This window comes from Homoserinimonas sp. A520 (assembly GCF_054489245.1).
The window spans coordinates 118,321-143,112 of the sequence record NZ_JBTMWX010000002.1 but is presented as its reverse complement, the minus strand read 5'-3'; the positions used below and the strand labels follow the sequence as shown (position 1 = coordinate 143,112).

Sequence of the window (24,792 nt, the reverse complement as noted above, 5' to 3'; positions counted from 1 at the left end):
TTCGACGCGGCGAAACGAGGGCGGATGCTCGGGCATCCGTTCGGATTAGACGGCCTTCTTGCGGAGTTTGCGGCGTTCGCGCTCGGAGAGCCCGCCCCAGATGCCGAAGCGCTCGTCGTTGGCGAGTGCGTACTCGAGGCACTGCACCCGCACCTCGCACGATGCGCAGATCTTCTTGGCATCGCGCGTCGACCCGCCCTTTTCGGGGAAGAATGCTTCCGGGTCGGTTTGTGCGCACAGCGAGTCGGACTGCCAGGCGAGTGCGGCGTCATCGTCGTCGACGTTGACTACGCGGCGTACCCCCGGTACGCCTAGCCTGACGGGGTCGACGAACCAGTCGTCTGGGACTCCACTCCGGTGCTCATTGAGCGCCATAGCACAATCTCCCCTCACGCTTGCGAACGACTTGCCCGTATCGCTTAGGGATAATTACATCGCTGTAGTTCCTCCGAGTCAAGTCGTAAATCGTAAAGCCTCAACTCCGCATAGAAGGTTACGACTCGCCCACCGGCGTGTCGCTCTCCGGCCAAGGTTCACCAAAATGAAGGAGATCGCGCGGCTGAGCGGCCCATCGTGCCCGACACGCCGCCCAAGCGCCTCGATCTCCTTCATTTTTGGGTTATCCGAAGTGATGACTGCCGAGGCCGCGCCAGTCGTCCTGGCGCGTGAGACGGTGCAGGCCGTCCCGTCGTAGTTCCACGATCGTCGGCACAGCGGCCGCGACCACTAACACAATGATCAGTTCCATGGCAGTTAATCTATGTATTGCGAGAAAGAGCCACTAGTGGCAGGATTGTCACAATTCGGTTCATTACTGCCAAGGACGCCACAATGCTCAAGAAGATCGCCCTACTCGCCATCCCCGGGCTCACCCCCTTCGAATTCGGGGTGATCTGCGAGGTGTTCGGAATCGACCGCACCGCCAGCGGCGGCCCCGCGTTCGACTTCACCATCAGCGCGGCCGTGCCCGGCGCCATCCCCACCTCCCTCGGCTTCAGCATCAACGTCGACAACGACCTGACGGCCGCAGCGGATGCCGACCTGATCGCGGTTCCCGCCCACGGCACCGGCCCCATCGACGAGGCCTACCTGCAGGTCATCCGCGACGCCGAACGCCGCGGGGCGTGGATCCTCAGCGTCTGCACCGGCGCGTTCGCCCTCGGCTACGCCGGCGTGCTCGCCGGTCGCCGCAGCACCACTCACTGGATGCACACCGATGAGCTCGCGACCAAATTCCCCGAGACGACCGTGGACCCGGACGTGCTCTTCGTCGAAGACCGCCACGTGGTCACCGGGGCCGGCACCGCGGCCGGGATCGACGCCGCACTGCACGTGGTGCGCAAAGAGCTGGGCGCATCCGCCGCCAACGTCATCGCCCGGCGGATGGTCGTGCCGCCGCAGCGGGACGGCGGCCAGTCGCAGTACATCGAGAACCCGATCACCGAGTGCTCGATCGACTCCCTGGCTCGCGTCACCGACTGGATGGTCGAGAACCTCGACCAGGACCTCACCGTCGACCAGTTGGCCCGGCGGGCGCTCATGTCGCCGCGCACGTTCGCCCGCCGGTTCCGTGCCGACACCGGGACGACCCCGGCGGCGTGGCTGAACCGGCAGCGGATCCTCCGGGCGCAGCAGGCGCTGGAGAAGACCAGTCGCAGCCTCGAGGAGATCGCCTCCGAGGCCGGGTTCGGCACCGCCGCGGTGATGCGGCACCACTTCCTCAAGGTGCTGCAGACGACGCCGACCGCGTACCGGCGTGCGTTCGGCGCGCGAGTCGCCAGCTGACGCATCCGTCGCCCGAGCATCCGCCCGCCTGACCGAAAACGAAGGACGTCCGGCGCCTCCGTGCCGCTACGGCGCCGGATCAGCGGTTATCGCCGGGGATCTCCTTCGTTTTCGGTGCACGCGCGGGCGGTACGGATGCCGCCGACGATACGCCGAGAGCACCGCATCATCTGCTTCGGCACGCTTGATTGCCTCCAGAACGCGCGGCCAGTCGGTGTAGAGCTGCCGGTAGTTGAACCTGTGCGTCGCCCCGCCGGCGATCGCCACCGTCGTGTCGCGGTCGAAGTCACTGTCCCAGGAACTCGCGCCGTCGCCGGTCCACTCCGGGTCGTGCTGCCCACCGTCGATCTCGATGTAGGTGTGCTCACCCACCCGGAAGTCGTGCCGGGCGCCATCCGCCTCGACCTGTTGCAGGAAGCGGATGCCGGCATCCGTCATCCACAGGCGCGCAAAGGTCTCGCCGTGAGACTCGTCGCGGTCGCTCACCTGGCATTGCCAGCCCGCCACCCGTGCTGGGGCGCGCTCGAACACGGCGGCGAGCTGCACGGGTGTGAGCAACCCGCGGTGCATGACGGCGCTCGCGCAGGCAACCGCGATCTCCCGGCTCTCCTCGGCAAGTATCACCAACAGTGCGTCGGCGACGCTCACCCGCCAGCTAGATTCCCCGGCAACGCGTCGGTCGACCCAGTGCACGCGCACCGGGTCACGGCGGTCGAGCCGCCGGTAGCGGTCGACGGGTTTGCGTAGACGGCACGCGCCGACCGGCACCGCAACATGCAGCGCCGGCCGCCTCGGCACCCGCAATCCGTAACTCTCCAGCGCGGACACCCCGGTCAAACGCCCGCCGACCCTGACCGCCAGCACGGCAGGCGCTGGTGCATCCGGCACCGAATACCAGCCATGCCGCACGCGGAAAATGCGACGCTGCCCCAGTTCGTGGCGGATGTGACGGTCGACGTACCCGAGGCGCAGCAGGTCCCGGCGGCGCAGGAAGAGACCGTGGCGGCGGATGGCGTAGGCGATGCTGTCCATGCCCCCACGCTCGGCTACGCCGGGCGACCCCAGCCGACGTTCGGCGAATCTGTGGGATACGCCCGGAACGGGTCGCCTGTGGACGAGCATCCGCTCCCGAAAATGAAGGAGTTCCTCGGCGAACGCGCCGCTTTCACGCTGGAACGGCCCCGGAGCGGACGATTCTCCTTCGTTTTCGGCTACCCCGCCGGCACACCAACGCAGCCGGAGTTAACGCAGTCGTGCCCCGCACGAGGCGGGGCACGACGAAGGTGAAAGCGGTATTACGCGGCGAGAGCCTCGGCACGCAGGGGCTGCAGGGCCCGAGCCCAGGCGGTGAGCTGCGAGATCTGGCCTTCGAGCTCTCCGACCTTCATGCCTGCGGGGGTGAAGGTGGCTTCACCATTCTCGCCGTAGGTGAAGTCGGTGAACAGCGAGAACATGACGTGGGTGCGCACGTCGGCAAGCTGCAGTTCGCCGAAGATCTGGCGCAGGTGCTCGCCCGCGCGGACGCCGCCCATCGATCCGTAGCTGACGATTGCGGCAGCCTTGTTGTTCCACTCGGCGTTGACGTAGTCGAGCGCGTTCTTCAGCGCGGCCGGAACCGAGTGGTTGTACTCGGCGGTGACGAAGATGAATCCGTCGAATTCGGCGACCTTGGTGGCCCAGGCGTTCGCTTCGTCGCCGAGGTAGTTGCCGGCGCCGGCGGGGAAGGGCTCCTCGAGCATGGGGAGCTTGAAGTCCTGCAGGTCGACGAGTTCGAACTCGACGCCTTCCGCGGTCGCATTGTCCTTGACCCAGTTGCCGACCTGGATGCCGTTACGGCCCGGGCGGGTGCTGCCGACGATGATGCCAATCTTGAGGTCTGACAAGACGTACCTTTCGTGAAGTTCCTGAAGTCACCGGTTTCGGTGACACGTCACCGTTTTTTGGTGACACATCACCATAAATCACTCCTTGGTGACATGTCAACTACTTGCTATGATGGTCAGCATGTCCGCAGTTTCAGAAGTGACTGCCGAAGAATGGCAGGTCTGGCGCACGTTCTACACGATGCGCCGCCAGCTCGACCGCGCCCTCGAGAACCAATTGCAGGCGGATGCCGGAATCTCCGGTCCCGACTACGAGATCCTGCTCGCCATCTTCACTTCCCCGCAGAACCAGCTGCGCAGCCGTGACCTTGCCGAGGTGATCGGCTGGGAGAAGAGCCGAATCTCGCACCAGGTGACCCGCATGGAGTCGCGCGGACTACTTGAGCGCCGCGAGTGCGAGGATGACCTCCGCGGCACCTGGGTCGGCATCACCCCCGACGGTCGCCGCGCAGCACTGGGCGCCATGCGCAACCACAACGACACGATCCGGTCACTCTTCTTCGACGTGCTCGACCCGGACGAATTGGCCGTGCTGGCGCGCGCATCCGAGAAGGTGCTGAAGGCGATCGACCCGCCGATCTGCGAGACCCTCGCCGAATAGGCGGCGGATGCTACGCGGTCGTCGCAAGGAACGCCTCGCCATCCCCCGCGAAAGCCAGTTCCGCCTCGTCCGGGGTGACGTAGACCGCGTCCCCGCGGGCCAGCGAGACCGACGATGCCGTGCCGGTGACCGTGAGCGCCCCGGCCGTGCACAGCACGATGGTCGGGCCGGCGATGGCCTGCCTGGTCGCACCGGTCACATGGAGCAGCTTGAATCCCGGCCCCGCCGGACGGTACAGCGCCGCGCCGTCCGACACCAGCGGCCGCAGGTATGGCACCTCGGTCGGAGTGAAGTCGAGCACGTTGAGCAGCTCGTCGATGTCGACATGCTTGGTGGTGAGCCCGCCGCGCAGCACGTTGTCGGACGCGGTCATCAGCTCGATGCCCAGCCCGCTCAGGTAGGCGTGGATGTTACCGGCCGGCAGGTACAGCGCCTCCCCCCGGCGCAGGGTGACCCGGTTGAGCAGCAGCGACACGACGATGCCCGGGTCGCCCGGGTACTCGGCCGCGAGCATCCGCACCGTGCCCAGTGCCGCCTCGACTGCAGCGGAGCCGCCGGAGCCGGCGAGCGCCGTGACCCGGTCGACGAGCGCGGCGACACCGTCGCCACGGGTGACGAGCCACTCGAAAACGTCGGCGAGCGGTTCCGCCTCGATCCGAGCGGCCAGGTCGGATAACCCGAGCGCGTTCAGCAGCTGGACGGTCTGCTCGAGCGGCCGGAACCCGCACAGCGCCTCGAACCGCTCGCTGACCGCGCAGATGATCTCGGGCTTCGGGTACGGGTCTTTGTAGTTGCGCTCGGGGGCGTCCAGCCGCACGCCGAGGGCGTTCTCGCGGGCGAACCCGTCCTGGGCCTGCTCGGCGGTCGGGTGCGCCTGCAACGACAGCGGGGACGCCGCCGCCAGCACTTTCAGCAGGAACGGTAGCCGCGGATGCGACCCGAGGGCGTCCGACGGCGCGGCGGCTATCCATTCGGCGAGGTCGTAGGCTCCGCCGACCTGCGACGGGTCGATTATGCGCGCCGGGGAGCCGGCGTGCGACCCGAGCCACAGTTCCGCTTCCGGCCCGCCGGAGGGGGTCGTGCCGAGCAGCCCGGAGATGGCGGTCGCGGAACCCCACGCGTAGTCGCGAGGGGTGTTCTCGATGCCAACGAACATCCGGAGCTCCTCAGGTCGCAGCTCCGACGAGGCGGGCAGTGGGGTGACGGGGGTCTGAACACGGTATCAAGCACCGCGGCCCGTGGGGAGTAGACGGGCCGGGCGCATCCGGTGTCCGTCAAAACGAAGGAGATCCACCCGCGAACGTCCGTTTGCGCGCCGAAACGCTTTCCCGGAGGAAGATCTCCTTCATTTTCGGCAAGCACCCCGCCGCTATGCTCGTCCCATGCTCGACAGGCCCGCGTTCCGCACCGGTTTCGTGACGCTGGCGGCCTTCACACTGCTGGCCGGGGACGCCTGGCGTTACTCGATCAGCTGGTACGGGTTCGGTGTCATCGCCTTCGCGCTGACTGGCACGTCGATCGCCCTGCTGGTGCGCCACCGGGGCAGCTGGTCGGTCGGCTCTCTGCCGATCCCGCTGCTGGCTTTCCTCGCCCTGGCGACGGTGTCGCTGGCCTGGTCGTTCTACCCCGGCTCGTCGGCGCTGGGCGTTCTCACCACCTGGATGACCGTGGTCACCGCTGTTGCCGCCGCCGTGCTGTTCAGCTGGGCAGAGTTGCTGCGCGCGCTCGGCAACGCCCTCCGCATCATCCTGGGGCTGTCGATCGTTTTCGAGCTGGTCGTCTCGCTGTTCGTGCGCGAGCCGTTGCTGCCGTTCTGGACGGACTACCCGGACGGCAAGCTTCCCCTGCTGCTCTACTGGTCGCGCGATGTGCTGCTGGAGGGCGGCAAGATCCAGGGCATTGTCGGCAACTCGAGCCTGCTCGCGTTCGCGGCGCTGCTCGGCGTGATCGTGTTCGGGATCCAGCTGGCGACCACCAAGCGCAGGCTGGCCGGCTGGTTCTGGTTGTTGGTGGCGGTCGCCACCATCGCCCTCACCCGCTCCCCCACCATCTACGTCGCGCTGGCTGTTCTGGCGTTCGTGCTGGCGGCGGTCTGGCTGATCCGCCGAACCGGCAGGAGGGCGCTGGTCTACACGGGGATGCTGGTCGTGGTGGCCGGCGTCGTGACATCCGTCGCCTTGTTCTCCGACCGGATGCTGGCGCTGGTCGGTAAGGACTCTGACCTGACCGGTCGCACCGAGATCTGGGAGAAGGTGATCGGGCTGGCCGTTCAGCGCCCGGTGGCCGGGTGGGGCTGGGTCAGTTTCTGGACCCCGTGGGCTGAACCGTTCGACGACCTGGTGACCCGCGCCGGCGTCGTGCAGTTGCACGCCCACAACGCGTGGCTGGATGTCTGGCTGCAGTTGGGCACCCTGGGCCTGGTCGTTTTCGGTGCGCTGGTGCTGACGGCGCTGGTGCGCTCCTGGATCCTGGCGACGGAACGGCCGCACGAGCTGCCTGGCATGGTGCCGGCGGATGCCGCTCCCGGCGTTCGCGGGGTGCCGGCACGTCCTGGGTTCACGGCGTTGTCGCTCCTCCCCCTGCTGCTCATGGTTGCGTTGCTCGTGCAGAGCGTCGCGGAGTCCCGGCTGCTGGTGGAGTACGGGATGTTCCTGCTGGTGATCGTCGCGGTGAAGACGCGGCAGGCTCATTCCGGAAAGGATCGCAAGACTGCCGGATATTGAGTGAAGAAGGACCGAGGCGGCCGAAAAGCCGTCTCGGTCCTTTTGTTTCCATCGAGCTATCCTCAGCACTACAATCGAGACCAAAACGTCGGAGGGTGGAGTGGTATGGGCGAGATCGATGAGGCCCAAGAGTCGCCTAAGCCGGCTTCTGACACAGAGGTGGTGACGCAGAGTAGCGAACGCTCTCTCGCGGGCTGGACCTCCGCTGCCGCCGCGTTCGTAGCAGTGGGTGCGACCTCAACGATCGTTCAGGTGATAACCGCGTTGGCGCTCGGGACAGCACAGTATTTCGACTGGCGTTGGTCCACTGGTGGGTTAGTTTCTGTTGCCGCCGCAATATTCATGTGGTCCAAAGGGACGAGTTGGGCGACCTGGCGCCACCGCATTTGGCCATGGCTAATCGTGGTCGGGTTCATGGCCGCTGGGTTCATGTTTGTACAGTCCCACTCCGTTGCCGCAGATCGGGATTTGCCGAGTTCGCCGTCGTTCGGATTCGCAAGTCACTGGACGAAAGTTGACTCAGAGGCCACATTCGAGTTCGTGCGGGAGCCCACGGGCAAGGTTGACGTCGACTACTCCGGTATCAAAGCCTGTTACATCGATCAGCCATGGCATGAATGCATCGACGCGGTGGTCTCTGAATACCAGTTCGCGTGTGTACGTTCTGATCTGTCGACGGATTTACCAATTCATTTGCAGCGTGACTACCAACTGCTCAATGTGTGTGAGGCAACACTTCGCGACATTCAAGACATGCAAAAGCAAGGAGGTGCCGGCTTCGTTGTCGCGACCCCGGGGCACGAGAAGCTTCAAGTGACGGATGAAACTCGCCGCATCCAAGTGGTGAAGGAGCCTGCCCGCACCCACGTCGCGGTGTGTTACCTGGGATTTATGGGCGAATGTCATTGACCGGTTAACCCAGTCTGGCTTCGATACGCGGCTGGCTTTGACGGGCGGATGCTCTGCCTTCGCGACAGCCTAATGAACCAGACAAACTTATTCAGCTACAATTTGTAGCTACATTATTGCAGCGGGCCTTGCTATGATGAATCCATGCCACCCAAGTGGGAAGACTCAGCACTAAAGCGGGGCATTCCCAAGTCGGACGTGGTCTACGCGATTGCCAACGCCACCTTCGTCGACACTATTGAAGATTCGGGTTTTCGCGGCGGCCGAGTAGTGCTCTATATCGGACCGGAGCACGGTCAGACTTCCCGGGAGCTGGAGGTCCTAGTGGAACAATTCGACGACGGCCGAGAGGCTGTGGTCTTCCATGTGATGGCCCTGGGACCGAAGCTCAAGCGCTACCGAGAGGAGCATTCAGATGACTAACGAGAGCTACGAGCAGTACGCTGCCCGATTGACCGACCAAGAGACCCCTCTCGTCGGGTCGGGATCGCCGCTACGCGGGGAAGCTGCCGCCGCAGCGGGGCGATCTTTCCTTGTGGAGGCTTACGGAAGCGAAGCTGCCGTCAAGCGTGCAATGCGCCGCGGTAGGCCTCGCGTCGGGCAGGCCACGGGCGCCTCTCCGGAAGTGCGAGGGCGCATCATGCCCGCAGAGTTCGATGCGCTCGAGGAACTTCGGAAGCAAACCGGTCGCAGTCGCAGTGACCTTGTCCGCGAGGGCATCCATCTCCTTCTCCAAAAGAACAAGATCGGCGCATAGCGGCGTATACGTCGGGCTGACACGACGGCGGCCTCGGCGTTCGCTAGTAGACCGGCATTTGATCGAGCACCCTGCGGGCGGTCTCGACAATTTTCTGCGCTGCCGGAATGGCCTCTTCAACGTCAGCGAGATTGGCGATCGGTTTGTCTAGATCGGGGTACTCGGTGGCGTTTCGCAACCGCCGCATCCAGTCGAAGGAGTCGATAGCCGGGCCGAGCGGAGGATGAAGCTGAGCACGAGCCGCCTGATACAACGTTGCGTGAGCGCCGGCACCTTTTGCACGAAGCCCCTGGTTTGCCAGGATCGCCGCGAGCGATTTTCTCGCCGCGTCGTAAGCGAGCTGGAACGAGCCGGGCGCATCCGTGGTACTGAGCAGCCTCGCTGAGTCGAGGTGGAGTTCCGCTTGCCCCAGCATTGCGTCTGCCAGCTCTCGGCTCGCGGTCACCCGGTCCAGGCTCTGGCGCGCCAGCAGTTCATCGATGTCTGCACGGCCTTGCTCCCAACGTGCGATCACGCGTCATTGGTCCTCTGCTCGATGGTCACAAGGGGTCTGGACTTGAGGGTAGCGACCAATGGCGTTTCTGCTCGCTGCCATTCTTCAGGCGAGATACGAGTCACGTTGACTTCCCTGTGGAGGGCGAGTTCGGCCTCGCGTGCCATTGAGTTCAAGGCGTCCCTGGGTGTCGTACCGACGATCAACACATCGACGTCGCGAGGGGCTGGACCGCTTTCACCGCGGTACCGCGCGGCCCACGACCCGTAGACGTATGCCTGCTCAACGTCCGAAAGCGCGGCGACCGCTGCCTCCAGGTAGACCTTTGGGCCGTACGTGAGCAAAAGCAACTCACGCAGTGGCTCGTGGAGGAGATGCGCTGCGTTCACCCGCACCATTCGGGACCGCCCGACCATGCGATCCGTCAGGATGCCGGAGTCGACAAGCCGCTGGACCTCACGGTGCACGGTTGCCGGCAGCGCTCCAACCCGACGCACAAGGTCGGACAGGCTGAACTCATCTTCCGGGTTGAGGAACAACACCGCGAGCAGGTCGCCCTGGGCGTTGGAGCGTAGTAACGGAGATAGTGTCGGGGCCGGGGTCTTCATATAACGTGACGATATCATCATCTTATGTGAATTGAAATGCTTACAACAGCGCCAGGTCGGCCTCGACCATCCGCTGTACCACGTCACTGAATCCGACGGTCGGCTCCCACCCGAGTATACGGTGGGCCTTGCCGCTGTCGGCGACCTGGAGTGTGGGGTCGGCTGGCCGGGCGAAGGCGGGGTCCAGTCGCACGTGCCGCTCCCAATCGGCGATTCCGGCGGCGCCGAACGCCTCCTGAACGAACTCGCCGACGGTATGCGATACCCCGGTGCCGATGACGTAGTCGTCAGCTGACTCGTGGGCTGCGGCGAGCCGCATGGCGTCCACGTAGTCGGGGGCCCATCCCCAGTCGCGACGCACATCGAGCGTGCCGAGGATGAGCGTGTCGTCCAGGCCGCGGGCGATGCGGGCGACGCCGCGGGTGATCTTCCGCGTGACGAAGCTGTCTGGCCTCAGCGGTGATTCGTGGTTGTAGAGGATGACGGACGAAGCGTGCAGCCCCCGCGCCCGATAGCTGCGGACCAGGAAGTGGCCGAGCGCTTTTGCCGCCCCGTATGGCGACACCGGCGCAACGGGGGTCGCCTCGCTCTGGGGACTGCTGGCGGCATTGCCGAAGATCTCCGCGCTGGACGCCTGAACAACCCGCACGCTCATTCCGCTCTCCCGCAGCTGCCAGGCGGCATCCAACAGCACGGCGACGGGGGTTCCAGTACTGGCCAGGGTCCCGACAGGGTCGTTCCAGGAGGCGGCGACGGATGTCTGCCCGGCCAGGCTGTACACCTCACCCGGGCGCAGGTCGAGTACAAGGCTCCGCAGGCGGTCAGAGTCGCGCACGTCGCAGGCGTGCAACTCAACGCCGTCGATGGTGGCTTCGTTGCCGGGCCGCACGGTGCCGTGCACCTGGTAGCCGCGCTCGACCAGGTCGCGGCTCAGATACCGGCCGTCCTGGCCCGTGATGCCAGTGATGAGCGCAGTGCCGGTGATCAGCGCGGTGGGCATCCGCTCAGGTCGCCTTGGCTTCGGTGGCGAGGTCAGCATCCACCATCATGTGAACCAGTTCGGCGAAGTCGACCGTCGGCTCCCAGCCCAGCTGCCGTTTGGCCTTGCTGGCGTCGCCGATCAGCACGTCGACTTCGGCCGGCCGCATGTAGCGTTCGTCCTGGTCGACGTGACTGCTCCAGTCGTCGATCTCGATCCGGGCGAATGCGAGGTCGAGCAGGGTTCGCAGCGTGTGGGTGATTCCGGTGGCGATCACGTAGTCGTCGGCTTCGTCCTGCTGCAGCATGAGCCACATCGCCTCGACGTAGTCGCCGGCGTATCCCCAGTCGCGGCTGGCGTCGAGGTTGCCCAGCGTGATGGTCGCCTGTTTTCCGTGTGCGATGCGGGCGACCGCCTGCGACACTTTGCGGGTGACGAACTCGGGGCCGCGCCTGGGCGACTCGTGGTTGAAGAGCATCCCGGATGACGCGTGCATCCCGTACGACTCGCGGTAGTTGATGGTCATGTGGTGGGCGAACGCCTTAGCGACTCCGTACGGTGACCTTGGCCAGAGCAGGGTGGTTTCTCGTTGCGGCGTCTCTTGCGCCTTGCCGAACATCTCGGAGCTGGACGCCTGGTAGAACCGCACCGTGCCGCAATTGGGTCCTTCATACAGGCGGATGGCTTCGAGCATGTTGAGCGCGCCCTTGGCCGTCACGTCCGTGGTGAGTGCGGCGTTCTCCCACGAGTAGGCGACGAAGGAGACGGCGCCCAGGTTGTAGACCTCGTCCGGCCGGGCGATGCTGACGGCGCGGATGAGGCTGGAAAGGTCGGTGAGGTCACCGAACAGGAGGGTGGCGTGGGGTAGCGCTTCGCGCACCAGTGACAGCTTCGGGTTGTTCTGCCCCCGCACCAGGCCGAACACCTGGTAGCCCTTGGCTGTGAGCAGTTCGCCCAGGTACAGGCCGTCCTGACCGGTGATGCCGGTGATGAGGGCGCGTTTCATTTGTCGAGTTCCTGACGTCGGGTGCGGCGGATGCGCTCCCACTCTATTGCCGACAAACGCACCGCCCAGACGGTAGCTTTGATCGCACCATGTCGAGCCCCTCCCCCGCCCAAGCCGCACTGCTGGCGTTTTTCGGCTCGGCGCGTTTGGCTTCGGCTTTGTCGACTGCGGCGATCGGTCTCGGAGTGTTCGCCTGGGCGCTGCACAACACGATCGGCTGGGCCGGGCTGATCGGAATGCTGGGAGCCCTGATCGCGCTCTGCGCGGGCTCACTGTTTGCGCGACGCAGCGCCATCGATTGGACCGGCCTGGTGCCCATTTCGCTGCTGCTCTTCGTCGGCTGGGCCGCGGCATCCGTCTTCTGGAGCCAATACCAGTGGGCAACCGTCGGCGGCGTCGCGTATTTGGTCGGCTTCACCGGGCTGGGGTTGTACGTCGCGCTGGTACGGGACACGATCCAGATCATCCGGAGTTTCGGCGACGTGTTGCGCTTCCTCCTGGTCGCGTCCATCGTGCTCGAGGTGTTCTCCGGACTCCTCGTGGACACCCCCATTCGCTTCCTGGGCATAGCCGGCAACCTGGACAAGGGCGGTCCGATTTCCGGCCTGCTCGGGAACCGCAACGAGCTGGGGTTTCTCACCGTCGTGGCTGGGATCAGCTTCGCGATCGAGTGGCGCACCCGATCCGTGAATGCGTCGTTGGCGATCGGCTCAATCTCGTTGGCCGTCATTACCCTGGCTCTCACGAAGTCGCCGATTGCCTGGGGGACGGCCGCTGTGGCTGCGGCTGCCATGTTGGTGCTGTACGGAATCCGTCGGCTGCCCCAGGCGCGTCGGCGGGTGTGGCAGTTTGTCGCGCTGGGAGTCGCAGCGATGGGGGCGCTCATCGTCTGGATTCTGCGTAGCCCCATCATCGAGTCCCTCAACGCGGGGGGCGAGCTGAATTACCGCCTACACCTGTGGCAGCAGATTTGGTCAATCGTGCCCCTCCACTCGGTGGAAGGGTGGGGTTGGGTCGGCCAGTGGAACACCACCATTCCGCCGTTCTCGCTGTTGGGTCCAAGCCCCGCACGGCCGAGCACATCCGCGGTGAACGCGTACCTGGACGTGTGGCTTCAACTCGGCATCATCGGAGTCGCCGCGTTCGTACTGTTGATCGGTCTGGCTTTCGTGCGCTCCTGGCTTCTCGCGGTGCGACAGCGCAGTGTGATTTTCACGTGGCCGGCTGTCGTTCTCGCCGCTCTGGTCACGGTGTCGCTCGCCGAGAGCAGCATCCTGATCGAGTTCGCCTGGCTCACGTTCGTCATCTGCTGCGTGAAGGCTTCGCAGAACCTGAGTTGGCGGTTGGCGTTCCAGCGGCCGCTCGAGCCCGATCCCCTCTAACCGTTTCTTCCCCCCCGGCGCACTACATAGACGAGTTGAGCTGTGACGGAGGAGAACTCGCCGAGGGCTAGTCCCCACGCGCCGCCTGCGGCGCCGAAGTTTGCGGCGAGAATGAGGATCGCTGGCACGCCAATGCTGGCACCGATGATGACGCAGGTCAGGAATTCGCGTCGCGCACCGAGGCCGATGAGGATGATCCTCCCCAACGCCGTCCCCATCGAAATCCCGAGAGTGGCAACGCCGAGCCCGATGGCAGTTGCCTGGTCCATCGCCACGGTCTGGCCGAACAATGCACCGGAGAGCCACGGGCCAATGAGGGCGAATGCGGCAAAGCCGAATACCCCCAGCACGGCGTGCAGGAGCAGCGCGCGTCGCGCCCGCTCAGCGAATTGACTGCGTTCGTCTTCCACCACCCACCCCTGCAGGGCGTTCCCGAGCGCAGAGGTGGAGTATTGGCCGATGCGGTAGAGCTTGTCGCCTGAGACATAGCTTGCGGCCTGCGGGGCTGAAGCCGTGAGACTCACGAAGGTGACGGCGAGAGAGTTGTAGGCACCCCCGACGAGTTCGGTCGCCATGGCGGAACGGTTGTACGCGATGACGGCGCGGATCTCCCCCGGCCGGCGCTCCAACAGCGACGTCAGGCCCACGGTGCGCAACAGGTACCACGCGACGCTTCCCAGGGCTGCGGCGATCAGCAGCAGCGGATACCAGATCACCTCGCCCCACAGGAGCAGCACGACTGCGGCAAGAGCAGTAGCAATGATTCTCGGAAGGATCTCGTAGAACACGATCAGTCCGGCCCGCCCCAGGCCGATCATGTACCAGGCGGAGGAGAGGCCGGTGAGGGCCATCGCAAGACTCATGGCGCCCGCTTCAATGCGGTGCCCCTGCGGTGCGATCAGCACGGCAATGGCCACCGCGATGACGGCGCAGGGGACGAAGAGTATGGCGCGGGCAAGGATGCTGCGACGAAGAACCGTCGGACGTTCGTCCGGAGCTGCGAGCGCAACCATCGTGGGCCCGACCGTGTTGTAGCCGAGCGCGATGACAAGCGCGAGGAATGCCCCCACCGATTGCCCGATCGCGATCGCCAGCCAGGCATCCGCACCCGCAACGCGCGCAAGAATCGGGAGGAAGAGGAACGGCGTGACGAGGGACAGGAACGGGAGGCCAGCAAACGCCACAATGCGCCGGACGAGGCTCGGCGCACGTGTCTCGTCATTCACCGTGCCAGTGTATGGGTTGGTCTTGGCGCACTGCCGAAAGCCGATCCGCCTTCGGCGACTAATATGGGGTACTGTCCCCTCGCCTGATCTTCAAGGAGTCCTCATGTCCGCGAATGCTGGTTACGTTCACGACACCGCGGATGTGGCACCCGACGCGCAGATCTCATCCGGCGCGAAAGTTTGGCACTACGCCCAGGTGCGAGAGGGCGCGAGCATCGGCGAGAACTGCGTTATCGGCCGCGGCGCTTACGTCGGCACCGGCGTCGAGGTTGGCGAGAATTGCAAGATCCAGAACTACGCGCTGGTCTACGAGCCAGCCCGCCTGGGCCGCGGCGTTTTCATCGGCCCCGCCGTGGTACTCACGAACGACCACTTTCCTCGCGCCATCAATGCAGACGGCACGCCGAAATCGGCGGATGACTGGCAACCGGTTGGCGTGAACATCCTGGAAGGTGCGTCGATCGGTGCCAGCGCTACGTGCGTTGCGCCGGTGACCATCGGACGGTGGGCGCTGGTCGGCTCTGGATCGGTCGTTGTGAAGGATGTGCCAGACTTTGCCCTCGTGGTGGGTAGCCCCGCGCGACGTGTCGGGTGGGTCGGCACCGCCGGCCATCCGCTGTCCCAACGTGAAGATGACTTGTGGGAGTGCCCAATCACGGGCTCCCTGTACCGAGAAGTGGCGCCTGACGCCCTAGTTGAGGTGGAAAAAGAATGATTCCAGCAGCCCGTCCTGAGATCGGCGAAGACGAGCGCGTTGCCGTCGATCGGGTACTCCGATCCGGAATGCTCGCGCAGGGCCCCGAGGTTGCTGCATTCGAAAACGAGTTCGCATCCATTGTGGACGGCCGTCGATCCATCGCGGTGAACTCTGGTACCTCGGCGCTTCACCTGGCATTCCTCGCGGGCGGAGTCGGCCCCGGCGACGAGGTGATTGTTCCCTCATTCAGCTTCGCCGCGACCGCAAATGCGGTCGCCCTTACCGGAGCGACTCCCGTGTTCGTCGACATCGAGAGCGACTACTTCTCGATCGACCCGGCTGCCGTTGAAGCAGCCATCACTCCCCGCACAAAGGCGATCATGCCCGTGCACCTCTACGGTCACCCGTCCAACCTCGTGGCGCTGAAAGCGATCGCCGACAAGCACGGTCTGCAGATCTATGAGGACGCCGCACAGGCTCATGCAGCATCCGTCGACGGAATCCCGGTCGGCGCGTGGGGTGTGGCCGGGTCGTTTTCCTTCTACCCCACCAAGAACATGATGTCGGGCGAGGGCGGAATGATCACCACGTCCTCTGAGGAACTGGAACGCGTTGCACGAATGCTGCGCAATCAGGGCATGGAACGCCGCTACGAGAATGAAGTTGTCGGCTTCAACATGCGCATGACGGACATCCACGCGGCTATTGGGCGGGTGCAGCTCGGAAAGCTCGCGGGATGGACCGCGAAGCGTCAGGCTAACGCTGCATTCCTCAACGAGCACATCACGGGAGTCGTGACACCGCCGACCGCTCCAGGCGCCGTTCACGTCTACCACCAGTACACGGTGCGGGTAGTCGATCATGATCGCGACGCCTTCGCCGCTGAACTCACCAAGCGTGGAGTGGGTAGTGGTTCTTACTACCCGACACCCATTCACCGCTTGCCGTCTTTCCAGCTCGAGCTCGACCTTCCGGTCACCGAGACGGCAACGAAAGAAGTTCTCTCGTTGCCCGTTTACCCGTCACTCAGCGACGGTGAACTCGAAACCATCGTGGAAGCTGTGAATGCTGTCGCCAAGGCAGGCGCCTGATGTTGAGAGCGGGCCTCCTCGGTCTCGGTGTCATGGGTCGCAACCATGCTCGAGTGCTCTCCGGCCTTGCGGGCGTCGAATTCGTCGGTGTCTTCGATCCGGCGGAGAGTGCCCCCGACCAGATCCACGACTGCCCCGTGTTTCACGACCTGGATGCATTGCTCGAGCGCGGCATCGACTATGCCATCGTTGCGACCCCCACAGCGTTCCACCTGGATATGGGGATGCGGCTTGCGCAAGCAGGAGTGCACACCCTCATCGAAAAACCTGTCGCCTCCACAGCCGAAGACGCAGCGACGCTGCGCGACCTCTTCGAGGCTCAGGGCCTCATCGGCGGCGTGGGCCACATCGAGCGTTACAACCCAGCCCTGCAGGCTGCGCGCCAGCGGATCGAAGATGGCTTCATCGGCGAGATCTACCAGATCGCGACTCGCAGGCAGGGGCCATTCCCCGGCCGGATCGCGGATGTCGGAGTCATCAAGGACCTCGCCTCGCACGACATCGACCTCACTGCGTGGGTAGCCCAGCAAGAGTACATCTCGGTGAACGCGCGTACCGCCCACCGCAGCGGTCGGCCGCACGAGGACATGGTCGTCGCGGTAGGCACGCTCTCGGGCGGCACCATCACCTCGCATACCGTGAACTGGCTCACCCCATTCAAAGAGCGCATCACCATCATCTCCGGTGAGAAAGGCGTGCTGGTTGCCGACACCCTCACCGCTGACCTCACGTACTTCCAGAACGGACGCATCCAGGTCTCGTGGGATCAGGCGGCCGCATTCCGCGGGGTTTCTGAAGGCGACATGACCCGGTTCGCGCTCGAGCGCAAGGAGCCGCTGCTCGCCGAGCACGAAGCGTTCCGCGACTCGGTTCTCGCTGGAAAGGCGACCGGCATCGTGACTCTCAACGAGGGCACACGGGTCGTCGAGATCGCCGAGAGCATGGTCGCAGACGGGATCACCCGACGACTATAAGCGCCAAGCTGCCGTTGTAGTCACCTCATCGGCACTCCATGTCGCGAGGGCCGAACGCCGTCGACTATCAGTCGCTCTCCCCGTCGCCAACTCGGTGGCGTCGTCAGCGTCAGAACCGTGGTTTTTACGCTTCAGCGACCAAATCACCACCGCGCCAGCGAAGCGGAGCCTTCCTCGAGATAATCCACTGTCCAACGGAGCCCGCGCACAACTGCGCGAATATGAATGTCGTCGCCGGGGCCAGCCTGGACCGTGATACTCCCCGCAGGAACGGTATCCACCTCCCCGCCTTCGGCGAGCACAGCAGACCAGTGCACTGCTTCAAGTGAACTATCCCCCGCACTTGACCCCCTGCGGAAGCGCCCCAGTAGGAAATGCGCCACCTGCTGCACAAACAGTGGGAGGCTCATGTACAAATCATTCACGGATGATGGCTTCCACGTGACGACGGCCGGCTCGTCAGTGACCGGGTGCCCCGTCGATGCATTCGGTATCCCTGCGAGTTCAGGGAATCCGTGGGAGATCATGGTGCGGTAGAAGTTCTTCCCAATGATCTGGGCGCCTCGGAGGCGCAACAACTGGTCAAGATAGGGCCGTGCCAAGACCGGAGTCAGAGGCAGCACGTGCGACGTAAGCATTGCCGGGGCGATATAACTAAAGGACGGTTGCCGCCAGAACATCGCCCAAAAGCTGATTGCCTGCGCAGCCGTGGACCCGCTCGACTCGAGTACCCCTCGCCTCAGACGTCGCCGGGCGGCCCGCGCGACTCTGTCCGCGCCAGCACCCGAGACGCTGTTGCCGAGATCTGAGCGTCTGCGCCCACGCTTGTCCGCCCAGTCACGGATGAAAAGCCCCCGGAGTGCACGCGATGTCATTCCCGGCAGGAGGGGAATATAGGACCCTATCAAGCAATCACCCGGCCAAGCCCCAATAAGGAGCACACGGCCATCTGCGCTACGGCTGGCGGTTTCGTACGACAAGATGTTGCCCGCAGCGGCGTATGGAGATACCTGGCCTCCGGTCAATAACCACCCCACCCGCATGGTCGCGAGGCTTGTGTCCGAGAGAAATGCAGTGCGATGCGGGTAGCCAAGCCGCGCGGCGACCTCGCGCGCAATCACCAACTCCTTTTCGTTGCTGAGGTCGACGGTCACCACATCGGGTCGCTCCGGGAATATCTCGGCCAGGACCGCGGCAGTAAGACGGCTGTCAAGCCCTCCTGAAAGTTGAACGGTCGCGTCCGCGAATCCACCGTCCTGGAGCGGCCCGATTGCTGCAACCCCTCGCCGCAGCCCTTCAAGCGCCTCGCGCTTGATCTCCGTGGTGGACGCCCCTGTGGAGGTGTATGCGTAGGCGGCCCGAGATTCAATACGGACGCGCTCCACCCCTCTGTCCGACGCAGATGCACTCAATCTGTCACCCGGAAAAAGCCGCTCGACGCCGTCGATAGTCGTCTCTACGCCCAACGAATGGTGGTAGGCGAGGACCTCATACACCCCTTGGTCCGACAGCTTCGTCAAACCAAGCGCGAGCGCGATGAAGTGGGGGTCATTGGAGATGACGAGCGAGTCATCCCGCCGTGCGTGGTAGATGGGCCAGGACGCCGCTGGGTCTGAGAACGCGTCTACCTCACAACCCCCGTCAGGTAAGGGGCGAACGACGACTGCCGCAAACTCCCCCCAGACATCGTGGCGTTCGGTGCTGTGTCTTCCGTCGGACGCCCAAGCATCGTCAGCCGCGAGGTAACCAGCTCGAAGGAGGAGGGTCCCTCGCGCCGAATCACGCAGCAGATCTGCGTGGCTGGCATCGCCGTCCCAGGCGATCATGCCCCCGGGAAATTCCTCTTCGATGATTGACCCTGACCATCCCGTTGCGGCCAACCGGTTGCCGTGAAAATCGAGCGCCGCTCGGGCTCGTTCCTGTCGCGCCCCAGGGGCAAGAACGGCTGCAAAGAACAAGGACAGTCTCCTCAGTAGGGCGGAACTCACGATGCTAGCGGACTTTCGTATTTCGCCAACGACCGACGCCGTCCAGCGGCCCACGCCCCGCGAGTACACTCGAACCGTGAGAATACTCGTCACCGGCGCAGCTGGTCTCGTCGGAGGCGCGGTCTCGCGGTACGCGGTTGAGCGCGGCCACGATGTCGTCCGAACCTGGCACACGACGCCGCCCGCACCGCTCAGCGGTGCCCGAGATCTGCGATGTGATCTTGGGAATCCTGCGGCGGTCGCATCGCTGCCGACTGATGTCGACGCCATCATCCACGCAGCGGCACGCATCCCTGCTGGCGAATGGTCCGACGACGCCTCAGCGTCAGTGAACCGGAGTACGGACCACGGCCTGTTGCAGCACTTCTCGGGGGCGGCCTACGACGGCCGGTGGGTGTATGTGTCTAGTGTGTCCCTTGAGCACGCCGAGCTGCGCAGTACCAGTCAGTACTCGAAAGAGAAGGCAGAGGCTGAGGAGAGCGCCGCACGCGCGTTCCCGGACCGGGTGCGGAGCCTTCGGATCAGCTCGCCTTATGGCCCTGGAATGCGTCACCTTAATGTGTTGCGGCGATTCGTCGAAGCGGCACTATCCGGAGAGGCGATCACATTGCTGGGCACAGGCAAACGTACGCAGGACTTCGTGCACGTGGACGACGTGGCGGCCGCTGCGCTTGCCGCGGTCGAGGCGCCAGGAGGAGAGCCTGTCGTTATCGCCTCCGGCCAGCCTGTCTCAATGTCAGCGCTCGCCCAACTCATAGTCGGCATCGCCGGCTCAAGTTCTGCCATCGAGCACACCGGCCGCCCCGACCCGAACGATGGGTTCCGGGCTGATTATGACCTGCGGCCCGCATTCGAAGCTCTGGGCTGGGCCCCCGCCATCCGACTCGAAGCTGGTCTCCGATCCCTTTTCGAGGCAATGTGAAGGTCGCCCTCTTCTCGGACGTACACGGCAACGCGGTGGCGTTCCGCCAACTGCTCGATCAGGCTCCGTTCGCCTCATCTGCCGTCCGAGTCTTTCTGGGGGATGCTGTCGGGTATTTCCCGGATGGAGCGGAGGTCGTCTCCATCCTGCGAACCACAGCGGACATCGCCGTGCAAGGCAACCACGATGCCATGATCGCCGGCGCCCTGCCGATCGACACCTCTGCAGACCGAATCTACCGACTGGCCGCACAGCGCAAGTCGCTCGATGACTCAGCTCTGGCCTACCTCGCCACGCTCCCCCTCACTGCAGAATTAGGCGGTGCTCTCCTGGTGCACGGAAGCCCGAGTGATCCCCTCTTGGGACGCATCCAACCCGACACCCCCGATGACGAGGTCGGAGCGCTGCCAGCGCCGTACGTCTTCGTTGGCCAGACACATCGGCCATTTGTCCGGCAGGTAGGATCATCCACCCTCGTGAACGTGGGGTCGGTCGGGCTCCCCCGCGATGGCACCCGCCACGGCTGCTACGCTGTATGGGATTCCGATGGCGGCGAGGTGCGATTGCACTCGTTCCTGCTCGATACGCGAACCATCCTCTCGGAATATCCCGACGTTCATCCAGATGTGCGCGCAAGAATTTCGGAAGCCTGATGCCCGCACGATCGGAGGAACACAGACGGTGTTGAACGTTTTGGTGACCGGGGCAGGTGGGGGTGGCGTCGGTGAGCAACTGGTCAAGACCATGCGCCTCTCTGGGATCGACAGCCGCGTCATTGCTACGGATACGTCGACGGTGAGCAGCGCGACAGTGAGCGCCGATGCCTTCGAACTGGTCCCGTCTGCGCGCGACAATGGCTATCTCGACGCACTGCTCGCTCTTGCGGAGCGAGAGTCGGTAGATGTTGTGTTGCCGGGATCCGAGGCCGAACTCCGGGTCATCAGCGATCACCGTGAACGCTTCGAGCAACTCGGTGTGTTCTTGCCGATAAATCCCAAGTCGGTGATCGATCTCTGTCTTGACAAGAGCCGGACCGCGGCGTTCTTCATCGAGCACGGCCTCGCATTCCCCCAAAGCGCGACTATCACCAGCGTTGAGGATCTTGAGCGTGTCAACTTCCTGCCCGCTGTGCTGAAACCCTCCATTGGGGGCGGCGGGTCGGCGAACATCATGCTCGCCCAGTCAGCCGACGAGCTGAGAGTGTTCGGTCGCTACCTTCTCGGTATTTACCCTGAGTTCGTCGTGCAGGAATACGTCGGAACAGAGGATTCCGAGTACACCGTCGGCGTGCTGCTCGACATGGACGGCGTGACCGTGAATTCGATCGCTATGCGCCGAATCATCCGCAGCGGACTCGGCGCGAAACTGCGCGTTGCCAATCGCACCGGGCGGGCAGAACTCGGCGAACACCTCGCGATCAGCAGCGGAATCTCCCAAGGCGAGTTCGTCGCTCCATTCGAGCTCAACCAGGAGTGCGAGCGCATCGCGCGTGAGCTCGGCGCCCGCGCGGCCATCAACATCCAATGCCGCTGGGTCGACGGGAAGGCGGTCGTGTTCGAGGTGAATCCGCGGTTCAGCGGCACCTCGTCGAGTCGCGCACTTGTGGGCTATAACGAACTGACAGTCCTCCTTCGCGCTCAGTTCGACGGTGTAGAACCCGAGCGAGATTTCTCCTACCGTCACGGCTACGTGCTCCGCGGGCTGCAGGAGCGTTTCGTGGCGGTCGCGGGCTAGGTTCTTTCATGCAGCAGTCGAAATGAAACCCGCAGATTTCGAACGCCGCTGCGTGGAACGGGGTACGCCTTCCGTTCGGTAGAATTTCACGTGTGCAAGGAGACCGGTCGCTGGATTCGCTTCACGGCTTGGCCGCCCTCTCCGTGCTTTTGTACCACGTCTTGCTCACAAACTCAGACAGCTTAAACGCAGGGACATACGGCCTGCCGGTCGAGGGTCTTGCCGCGAACCTGCTCGTTTACACGCCTCTCCACATTGCTTGACTAGGGGCTGAAGCGGTCTGGTTCTTCTTCATTCTGTCTGGATTTGTGCTCACCCGCGCGGCCAACAAGCCGTCCTTCAGTTGGACGGCATATTTTCCAAGCAGGATGGTCCGCCTCTATGTCCCGTGATCGCGGCTGTCGCTCTCGCGTGGCTGTCGTATACCCTCGCGTCAACGTTTGCGGCGCCTACCAGCGAGGCTCCGTTTGCCTACACTCCAGAATGGGCGATGAAAGACATCCTAATTTTGGGCGGGGCATCCACGTTCATGGGAGTCCTCTGGTCGCTACATACCAAGAACCCTCAAGCACGGGCCGCCGAACGCTGAGTGGCACGCGCTGTGGCCCAGCACCAGGACATGAGACAACCGTGTTATCCACGCCCTCTTTGCATCACAAAGTTCTGGGTTAGAGCACGTCGGCAACACACTGGACTCGCACATCAGGAAGCAGATCCGTGAGCGACTGCGCCAGTCGAGGACCAAACGTCTGAGACATGATCAGTATCGTATCGGTGGGCTGAGCGATGAGCGCTTCGCGGCTCTCGATTGGCGGGCTGAAGCCGGGGTAATACTTCCCATGCGCGCTTGCGTCGTCGTCGAAGAAACGTACGGCCGCCAACGTCAGCGCTCCAATTTTGGCGACGTTCACAAAGCGGCTTGGCACATACACTCCGAGCGCTCGGCTGCCGCGCGTTGCTTGATCGACGAACTCGCGGATGTGGTTGGCATTGGATTCTGACCTGCGCGCGTACTGCTCAGCCAACTCGACTGCCTCCCCGACCTCCACCAAGTCGAGGGGTGGGTCAGAAGGCCTCATAATCGCGTACAGCGAACCGCCGAATGATGCACTCTCGAGATTATCAATCCGCAACCCAGCGAGCCTGGCGGTGTTCTCAAGCGTCCGACGGTCGAAATAACTCCAGTGCTCGTGGAAAAGCGTGGACACGTCCCCGGATGTGATGTAGGCATCTTCGTCCGGCACTCCGATCACCATGGCACCATCCACCGCAAGATGATCGGGAAGACGACGCAGGAACTCGACGGGATCCTCAAGATGCTCGAGCACGTTGCTGAGCACAATCAAGTCAAACCGGCCCGTCACCCTTGGCGAGGGGAAGAAGTCGTGGATGATCTCAATTCCATGCTGGCGCGCGCCCTCCTGCCCGTGGGCACCAGGTTCTACACCGAGTACGTCGGCCCCTCGGTCACGCAACTGCGAGAGAAGGTAACCTGTGCCGCTTCCAATTTCCAGCACGCGGAGGCCTCGAACATCGCGGTATCGCTCGTCTATAAATTCGAGAAAGTCGTCCGCATATACGCGGCCCACACCGAAGGCGTCGAAGTTGCTCGGCATAACCCCCGCAGTCCGGTACGCCATCTCCAAAGTTCTACGCACTGTAGCGTTCTCGCCTTGGCTTACGAGCCCGGTGCGCGGATCCACCCCGAGCACGAACGGCAGAGAATCGGGCAAGCCAGCCATGTTGTGCGGCCGGTCAAGAGCACCGAGTACGAATGGGAGAGACTGGACCTCCCAAAGCGAGGTCACTCTTCGGGCAAGTGGAGTCACGCCACGAGGCTAGTGCATCCCCTTGGTCTGACGCTCCAATACCTCACTTAGTTCGGCACTTGTTGCCGACCCCGAACTGCTGGCAGAAGCATGGTCGTGTACCCACTTGGCGCCGCGCCGCGCGAGTGGTTCGAGCCGGTGCGGCTCGTCCAAGAGGAGGCGCAGGTGGTCGAGGACCCGGTGCGGAGGGGTGATCAACCATGCTTCCGCGGAGTCCGCAGGGAGCTGAGGCTCAATGTCTGGATCGGCACTGGTCACCAGGGCCGCCCCTGATGCCATCGCTTCAACTCCGAAAACTCCCGGCATAAAAGCATAGAACTCATTCAGCACTATGTGCGCGCGGCCGAGGACCGCCTTCACCTCTGCGTTCGGCTTTTCGATAAGTTCCACATACTCGAACTCGTAGCCGTCCTCCAGCAAGGCGGCGACGGCAGCCCTCACCAACTGCGTACCTTTAATGATCGGGGACGAGGGTGCGTGTACAACGACCGGACGGCTCAAGTCTTCAAAGCGCTCGAAAGAGCTAGTGATCTGGTCGTCGGGGTAAAAGTATCGTGTGGGCCGCGCGGGACGCTCTAGGTATCCTCGCTGGTCCACGTCGGCATTGTAGATAAGGTCGGCATAACGGTCGGCCACTGAAGCGATTCGTCTCTTCAGGTCGTCGTAGGCGTCGGTGCCGAACACAGGGTTTATGTCGGCCAAGTAGGTTCCAAGATTCGGGCGTCGCAGCTCTTGCTCAAGTTCCCGCATCCGCTTGGGTGAACGAATGTCATTGCCAGTGAACAAGCACACGATCTTGATTCCGCGGCGCTCCAAGAACCTGAACTCATGCTCGCGGAGGTCGCGGCCCGAATTCAGGAAACCTTCGGAGCCAACGTAGACGAAGCCTCGTGCTTCCGCTGCAAGCCGGCCTAGCTGCCAGGGACCGAGGGTCAGGTCTCGCCACCGCGCCGCGCCCGGCAAGCGGTTGAGCGGCCCCGGAGTCCATCCGTACGGCAGGTCGTAATAGCGGTGCTTCGAGAGGACAACCGACAGCGACCGCGGCAGCGCGCGTCCCATGTCGTATACCAATGATGCGATCTCATACGGTCCGACCACCCAGTCGAGCCGAGACTCCGAGCGTCGACGCCTCATCAGTGCGACGAGATAGCTGAGCCTCAGAAGGACGATCTGCACTGCAAATCGTACGCCCTGCAATACTTGCC

Annotated in this window: 26 protein-coding genes; 13 read left to right on the top strand and 13 right to left on the bottom strand. The window is 63.9% G+C overall.

All coding sequences use genetic code 11. The features are described 5' to 3' along the window. Nucleotides 1–45: 45 nt before the first annotated feature. Nucleotides 46–375 (bottom strand): WhiB family transcriptional regulator, encoded by a 330-nt coding sequence (locus ACX3PH_RS05185; RefSeq protein ID WP_459090116.1) that lies wholly within the window; start codon nucleotides 373–375, stop codon nucleotides 46–48. Nucleotides 376–619: 244 nt separating this feature from the next. Then, on the bottom strand, nucleotides 620–748 hold the full coding sequence (locus ACX3PH_RS05180) for a hypothetical protein (protein ID WP_459090114.1): 129 nt from the start codon (nucleotides 746–748) through the stop codon (nucleotides 620–622). Nucleotides 749–831: 83 nt separating this feature from the next. Between ACX3PH_RS05180 and ACX3PH_RS05175 the strand changes: the two genes are divergently transcribed. After that, the gene (locus tag ACX3PH_RS05175; RefSeq protein WP_459090112.1) at nucleotides 832–1,785 is read left to right on the top strand and encodes a GlxA family transcriptional regulator; all 954 of its coding nucleotides are present in this window, start codon (nucleotides 832–834) and stop codon (nucleotides 1,783–1,785) included. Nucleotides 1,786–1,851: 66 nt separating this feature from the next. Here the strand turns inward: ACX3PH_RS05175 and ACX3PH_RS05170 are convergent, their stop codons facing one another. Beyond that, nucleotides 1,852–2,817, bottom strand: coding sequence for a hypothetical protein (locus ACX3PH_RS05170; RefSeq protein ID WP_459090109.1), 966 nt, complete (start codon nucleotides 2,815–2,817; stop codon nucleotides 1,852–1,854). 263 nt (nucleotides 2,818–3,080) lie between these two features. Beyond that, entirely contained in the window at nucleotides 3,081–3,668 is a 588-nt protein-coding gene (locus ACX3PH_RS05165) for an NADPH-dependent FMN reductase (protein WP_459090107.1), read from the bottom strand. A gap of 121 nt (nucleotides 3,669–3,789) precedes the next feature. Between ACX3PH_RS05165 and ACX3PH_RS05160 the strand changes: the two genes are divergently transcribed. Then, nucleotides 3,790–4,269 (top strand): MarR family winged helix-turn-helix transcriptional regulator, encoded by a 480-nt coding sequence (locus ACX3PH_RS05160; protein WP_459090105.1) that lies wholly within the window; start codon nucleotides 3,790–3,792, stop codon nucleotides 4,267–4,269. A 10-nt stretch (nucleotides 4,270–4,279) separates the two neighbouring features. On the opposite strand, the gene manA is transcribed toward ACX3PH_RS05160, so the two are convergent. After that, nucleotides 4,280–5,425 (bottom strand): mannose-6-phosphate isomerase, class I, encoded by a 1,146-nt coding sequence (gene manA, locus ACX3PH_RS05155; RefSeq protein ID WP_459090103.1) that lies wholly within the window; start codon nucleotides 5,423–5,425, stop codon nucleotides 4,280–4,282. A gap of 226 nt (nucleotides 5,426–5,651) precedes the next feature. Between manA and ACX3PH_RS05150 the strand changes: the two genes are divergently transcribed. The 4 genes from ACX3PH_RS05150 to ACX3PH_RS05135 all read left to right on the top strand — a co-directional run bounded on the left by ACX3PH_RS05150 (nucleotide 5,652) and on the right by ACX3PH_RS05135 (nucleotide 8,658). Beyond that, nucleotides 5,652–6,992 (top strand): O-antigen ligase family protein, encoded by a 1,341-nt coding sequence (locus ACX3PH_RS05150; RefSeq protein WP_459090101.1) that lies wholly within the window; start codon nucleotides 5,652–5,654, stop codon nucleotides 6,990–6,992. Nucleotides 6,993–7,097: 105 nt separating this feature from the next. Further along, nucleotides 7,098–7,901 (top strand): hypothetical protein, encoded by an 804-nt coding sequence (locus ACX3PH_RS05145; protein ID WP_459090099.1) that lies wholly within the window; start codon nucleotides 7,098–7,100, stop codon nucleotides 7,899–7,901. Nucleotides 7,902–8,045: 144 nt separating this feature from the next. Then, a complete protein-coding gene (locus ACX3PH_RS05140; RefSeq protein ID WP_459090097.1) occupies nucleotides 8,046–8,324 on the top strand; it encodes a hypothetical protein in 279 nt (92 codons plus the stop codon). Continuing rightward, the gene (locus tag ACX3PH_RS05135; RefSeq protein ID WP_459090095.1) at nucleotides 8,317–8,658 is read left to right on the top strand and encodes a ribbon-helix-helix protein, CopG family; all 342 of its coding nucleotides are present in this window, start codon (nucleotides 8,317–8,319) and stop codon (nucleotides 8,656–8,658) included. The genes ACX3PH_RS05140 and ACX3PH_RS05135 overlap by 8 nt, the downstream gene beginning before the upstream one ends. Nucleotides 8,659–8,701: 43 nt before the next feature. Here the strand turns inward: ACX3PH_RS05135 and ACX3PH_RS05130 are convergent, their stop codons facing one another. From ACX3PH_RS05130 to ACX3PH_RS05115, 4 genes are read right to left on the bottom strand one after another with little or no spacing between them, the layout of a single operon-like run. Further along, a complete protein-coding gene (locus ACX3PH_RS05130; RefSeq protein WP_459090093.1) occupies nucleotides 8,702–9,172 on the bottom strand; it encodes a HEPN domain-containing protein in 471 nt (156 codons plus the stop codon). Beyond that, nucleotides 9,169–9,759: a hypothetical protein gene (locus ACX3PH_RS05125; protein WP_459090091.1), complete on the bottom strand. Its 591-nt coding sequence runs from the start codon at nucleotides 9,757–9,759 to the stop codon at nucleotides 9,169–9,171. The genes ACX3PH_RS05130 and ACX3PH_RS05125 overlap by 4 nt, the downstream gene beginning before the upstream one ends. Nucleotides 9,760–9,799: 40 nt before the next feature. Further along, the gene (locus ACX3PH_RS05120) at nucleotides 9,800–10,759 is read right to left on the bottom strand and encodes a GDP-mannose 4,6-dehydratase (protein ID WP_459090089.1); all 960 of its coding nucleotides are present in this window, start codon (nucleotides 10,757–10,759) and stop codon (nucleotides 9,800–9,802) included. 4 nt (nucleotides 10,760–10,763) lie between these two features. Next, complete coding sequence (locus ACX3PH_RS05115; RefSeq protein WP_459090087.1) at nucleotides 10,764–11,744, bottom strand: GDP-mannose 4,6-dehydratase; 981 nt, start codon at nucleotides 11,742–11,744, stop codon at nucleotides 10,764–10,766. An 89-nt stretch (nucleotides 11,745–11,833) separates the two neighbouring features. On the opposite strand from ACX3PH_RS05115, the gene ACX3PH_RS05110 reads away from it, so the two are divergent. Then, complete coding sequence (locus ACX3PH_RS05110) at nucleotides 11,834–13,126, top strand: O-antigen ligase family protein (protein WP_459090085.1); 1,293 nt, start codon at nucleotides 11,834–11,836, stop codon at nucleotides 13,124–13,126. Here the strand turns inward: ACX3PH_RS05110 and ACX3PH_RS05105 are convergent. Continuing rightward, nucleotides 13,123–14,352: a lipopolysaccharide biosynthesis protein gene (locus tag ACX3PH_RS05105; protein WP_459090083.1), complete on the bottom strand. Its 1,230-nt coding sequence runs from the start codon at nucleotides 14,350–14,352 to the stop codon at nucleotides 13,123–13,125. The two genes, ACX3PH_RS05110 and ACX3PH_RS05105, sit on opposite strands and share 4 nt — an antisense overlap. A gap of 103 nt (nucleotides 14,353–14,455) precedes the next feature. Between ACX3PH_RS05105 and ACX3PH_RS05100 the strand changes: the two genes are divergently transcribed. Genes ACX3PH_RS05100 through ACX3PH_RS05090 form a run of 3 tightly spaced genes read left to right on the top strand, consistent with a single transcriptional unit; the run spans nucleotide 14,456 to nucleotide 17,114 of the window. Then, entirely contained in the window at nucleotides 14,456–15,067 is a 612-nt protein-coding gene (locus ACX3PH_RS05100; protein WP_459090081.1) for an acyltransferase, read from the top strand. Next, nucleotides 15,064–16,140: a DegT/DnrJ/EryC1/StrS family aminotransferase gene (locus ACX3PH_RS05095; RefSeq protein ID WP_459090079.1), complete on the top strand. Its 1,077-nt coding sequence runs from the start codon at nucleotides 15,064–15,066 to the stop codon at nucleotides 16,138–16,140. The genes ACX3PH_RS05100 and ACX3PH_RS05095 overlap by 4 nt, the downstream gene beginning before the upstream one ends. Then, complete coding sequence (locus tag ACX3PH_RS05090) at nucleotides 16,140–17,114, top strand: Gfo/Idh/MocA family protein (protein WP_459090077.1); 975 nt, start codon at nucleotides 16,140–16,142, stop codon at nucleotides 17,112–17,114. The genes ACX3PH_RS05095 and ACX3PH_RS05090 overlap by 1 nt, the downstream gene beginning before the upstream one ends. Before the next feature lie 143 nt (nucleotides 17,115–17,257). Here ACX3PH_RS05090 and ACX3PH_RS05085 read toward each other — a convergent pair whose 3' ends face one another. Next, nucleotides 17,258–19,072: an asparagine synthase-related protein gene (locus ACX3PH_RS05085; protein ID WP_459090075.1), complete on the bottom strand. Its 1,815-nt coding sequence runs from the start codon at nucleotides 19,070–19,072 to the stop codon at nucleotides 17,258–17,260. A gap of 106 nt (nucleotides 19,073–19,178) precedes the next feature. Here ACX3PH_RS05085 and ACX3PH_RS05080 point away from each other — a divergent pair, with 106 nt between their 5' ends. The 3 genes from ACX3PH_RS05080 to ACX3PH_RS05070 are packed head-to-tail and all read left to right on the top strand — an operon-like array spanning nucleotide 19,179 to nucleotide 21,758. Then, the gene (locus tag ACX3PH_RS05080) at nucleotides 19,179–20,024 is read left to right on the top strand and encodes an NAD-dependent epimerase/dehydratase family protein (RefSeq protein WP_459090073.1); all 846 of its coding nucleotides are present in this window, start codon (nucleotides 19,179–19,181) and stop codon (nucleotides 20,022–20,024) included. Further along, nucleotides 20,021–20,677 carry a metallophosphoesterase family protein gene (locus tag ACX3PH_RS05075; RefSeq protein ID WP_459090071.1) on the top strand — a complete coding sequence of 219 codons (657 nt, stop codon included), beginning with the start codon at nucleotides 20,021–20,023 and terminating at the stop codon, nucleotides 20,675–20,677. The genes ACX3PH_RS05080 and ACX3PH_RS05075 overlap by 4 nt, the downstream gene beginning before the upstream one ends. A gap of 28 nt (nucleotides 20,678–20,705) precedes the next feature. Then, entirely contained in the window at nucleotides 20,706–21,758 is a 1,053-nt protein-coding gene (locus tag ACX3PH_RS05070; RefSeq protein WP_459090069.1) for an ATP-grasp domain-containing protein, read from the top strand. Between the two features lie 668 nt (nucleotides 21,759–22,426). On the opposite strand, the gene ACX3PH_RS05065 is transcribed toward ACX3PH_RS05070, so the two are convergent. Next, nucleotides 22,427–23,587: a class I SAM-dependent methyltransferase gene (locus tag ACX3PH_RS05065; RefSeq protein ID WP_459090067.1), complete on the bottom strand. Its 1,161-nt coding sequence runs from the start codon at nucleotides 23,585–23,587 to the stop codon at nucleotides 22,427–22,429. Between the two features lie 9 nt (nucleotides 23,588–23,596). Then, a complete protein-coding gene (locus tag ACX3PH_RS05060; RefSeq protein ID WP_459090065.1) occupies nucleotides 23,597–24,763 on the bottom strand; it encodes a glycosyltransferase in 1,167 nt (388 codons plus the stop codon). Between the last annotated feature and the right edge of the window lie 29 nt (nucleotides 24,764–24,792).

What these genes read in the sequence shown, in the direction of transcription:
- ACX3PH_RS05185 (WP_459090116.1), bottom strand. Translation starts at nt 375, where the DNA reads ATGGCGCTCAATGAGCACCGGAGTGGAGTCCCAGACGACTGGTTCGTC.
- ACX3PH_RS05180 (WP_459090114.1), bottom strand. Translation starts at nt 748, where the DNA reads ATGGAACTGATCATTGTGTTAGTGGTCGCGGCCGCTGTGCCGACGATC.
- ACX3PH_RS05175 (WP_459090112.1), top strand. Translation starts at nt 832, where the DNA reads ATGCTCAAGAAGATCGCCCTACTCGCCATCCCCGGGCTCACCCCCTTC.
- ACX3PH_RS05170 (WP_459090109.1), bottom strand. Translation starts at nt 2,817, where the DNA reads ATGGACAGCATCGCCTACGCCATCCGCCGCCACGGTCTCTTCCTGCGC.
- ACX3PH_RS05160 (WP_459090105.1), top strand. Translation starts at nt 3,790, where the DNA reads ATGTCCGCAGTTTCAGAAGTGACTGCCGAAGAATGGCAGGTCTGGCGC.
- manA (WP_459090103.1), bottom strand. Translation starts at nt 5,425, where the DNA reads ATGTTCGTTGGCATCGAGAACACCCCTCGCGACTACGCGTGGGGTTCC.
- ACX3PH_RS05150 (WP_459090101.1), top strand. Translation starts at nt 5,652, where the DNA reads ATGCTCGACAGGCCCGCGTTCCGCACCGGTTTCGTGACGCTGGCGGCC.
- ACX3PH_RS05145 (WP_459090099.1), top strand. Translation starts at nt 7,098, where the DNA reads ATGGGCGAGATCGATGAGGCCCAAGAGTCGCCTAAGCCGGCTTCTGAC.
- ACX3PH_RS05140 (WP_459090097.1), top strand. Translation starts at nt 8,046, where the DNA reads ATGCCACCCAAGTGGGAAGACTCAGCACTAAAGCGGGGCATTCCCAAG.
- ACX3PH_RS05135 (WP_459090095.1), top strand. Translation starts at nt 8,317, where the DNA reads ATGACTAACGAGAGCTACGAGCAGTACGCTGCCCGATTGACCGACCAA.
- ACX3PH_RS05125 (WP_459090091.1), bottom strand. Translation starts at nt 9,759, where the DNA reads ATGAAGACCCCGGCCCCGACACTATCTCCGTTACTACGCTCCAACGCC.
- ACX3PH_RS05120 (WP_459090089.1), bottom strand. Translation starts at nt 10,759, where the DNA reads ATGCCCACCGCGCTGATCACCGGCACTGCGCTCATCACTGGCATCACG.
- ACX3PH_RS05115 (WP_459090087.1), bottom strand. Translation starts at nt 11,744, where the DNA reads ATGAAACGCGCCCTCATCACCGGCATCACCGGTCAGGACGGCCTGTAC.
- ACX3PH_RS05110 (WP_459090085.1), top strand. Translation starts at nt 11,834, where the DNA reads ATGTCGAGCCCCTCCCCCGCCCAAGCCGCACTGCTGGCGTTTTTCGGC.
- ACX3PH_RS05100 (WP_459090081.1), top strand. Translation starts at nt 14,456, where the DNA reads ATGTCCGCGAATGCTGGTTACGTTCACGACACCGCGGATGTGGCACCC.
- ACX3PH_RS05095 (WP_459090079.1), top strand. Translation starts at nt 15,064, where the DNA reads ATGATTCCAGCAGCCCGTCCTGAGATCGGCGAAGACGAGCGCGTTGCC.
- ACX3PH_RS05090 (WP_459090077.1), top strand. Translation starts at nt 16,140, where the DNA reads ATGTTGAGAGCGGGCCTCCTCGGTCTCGGTGTCATGGGTCGCAACCAT.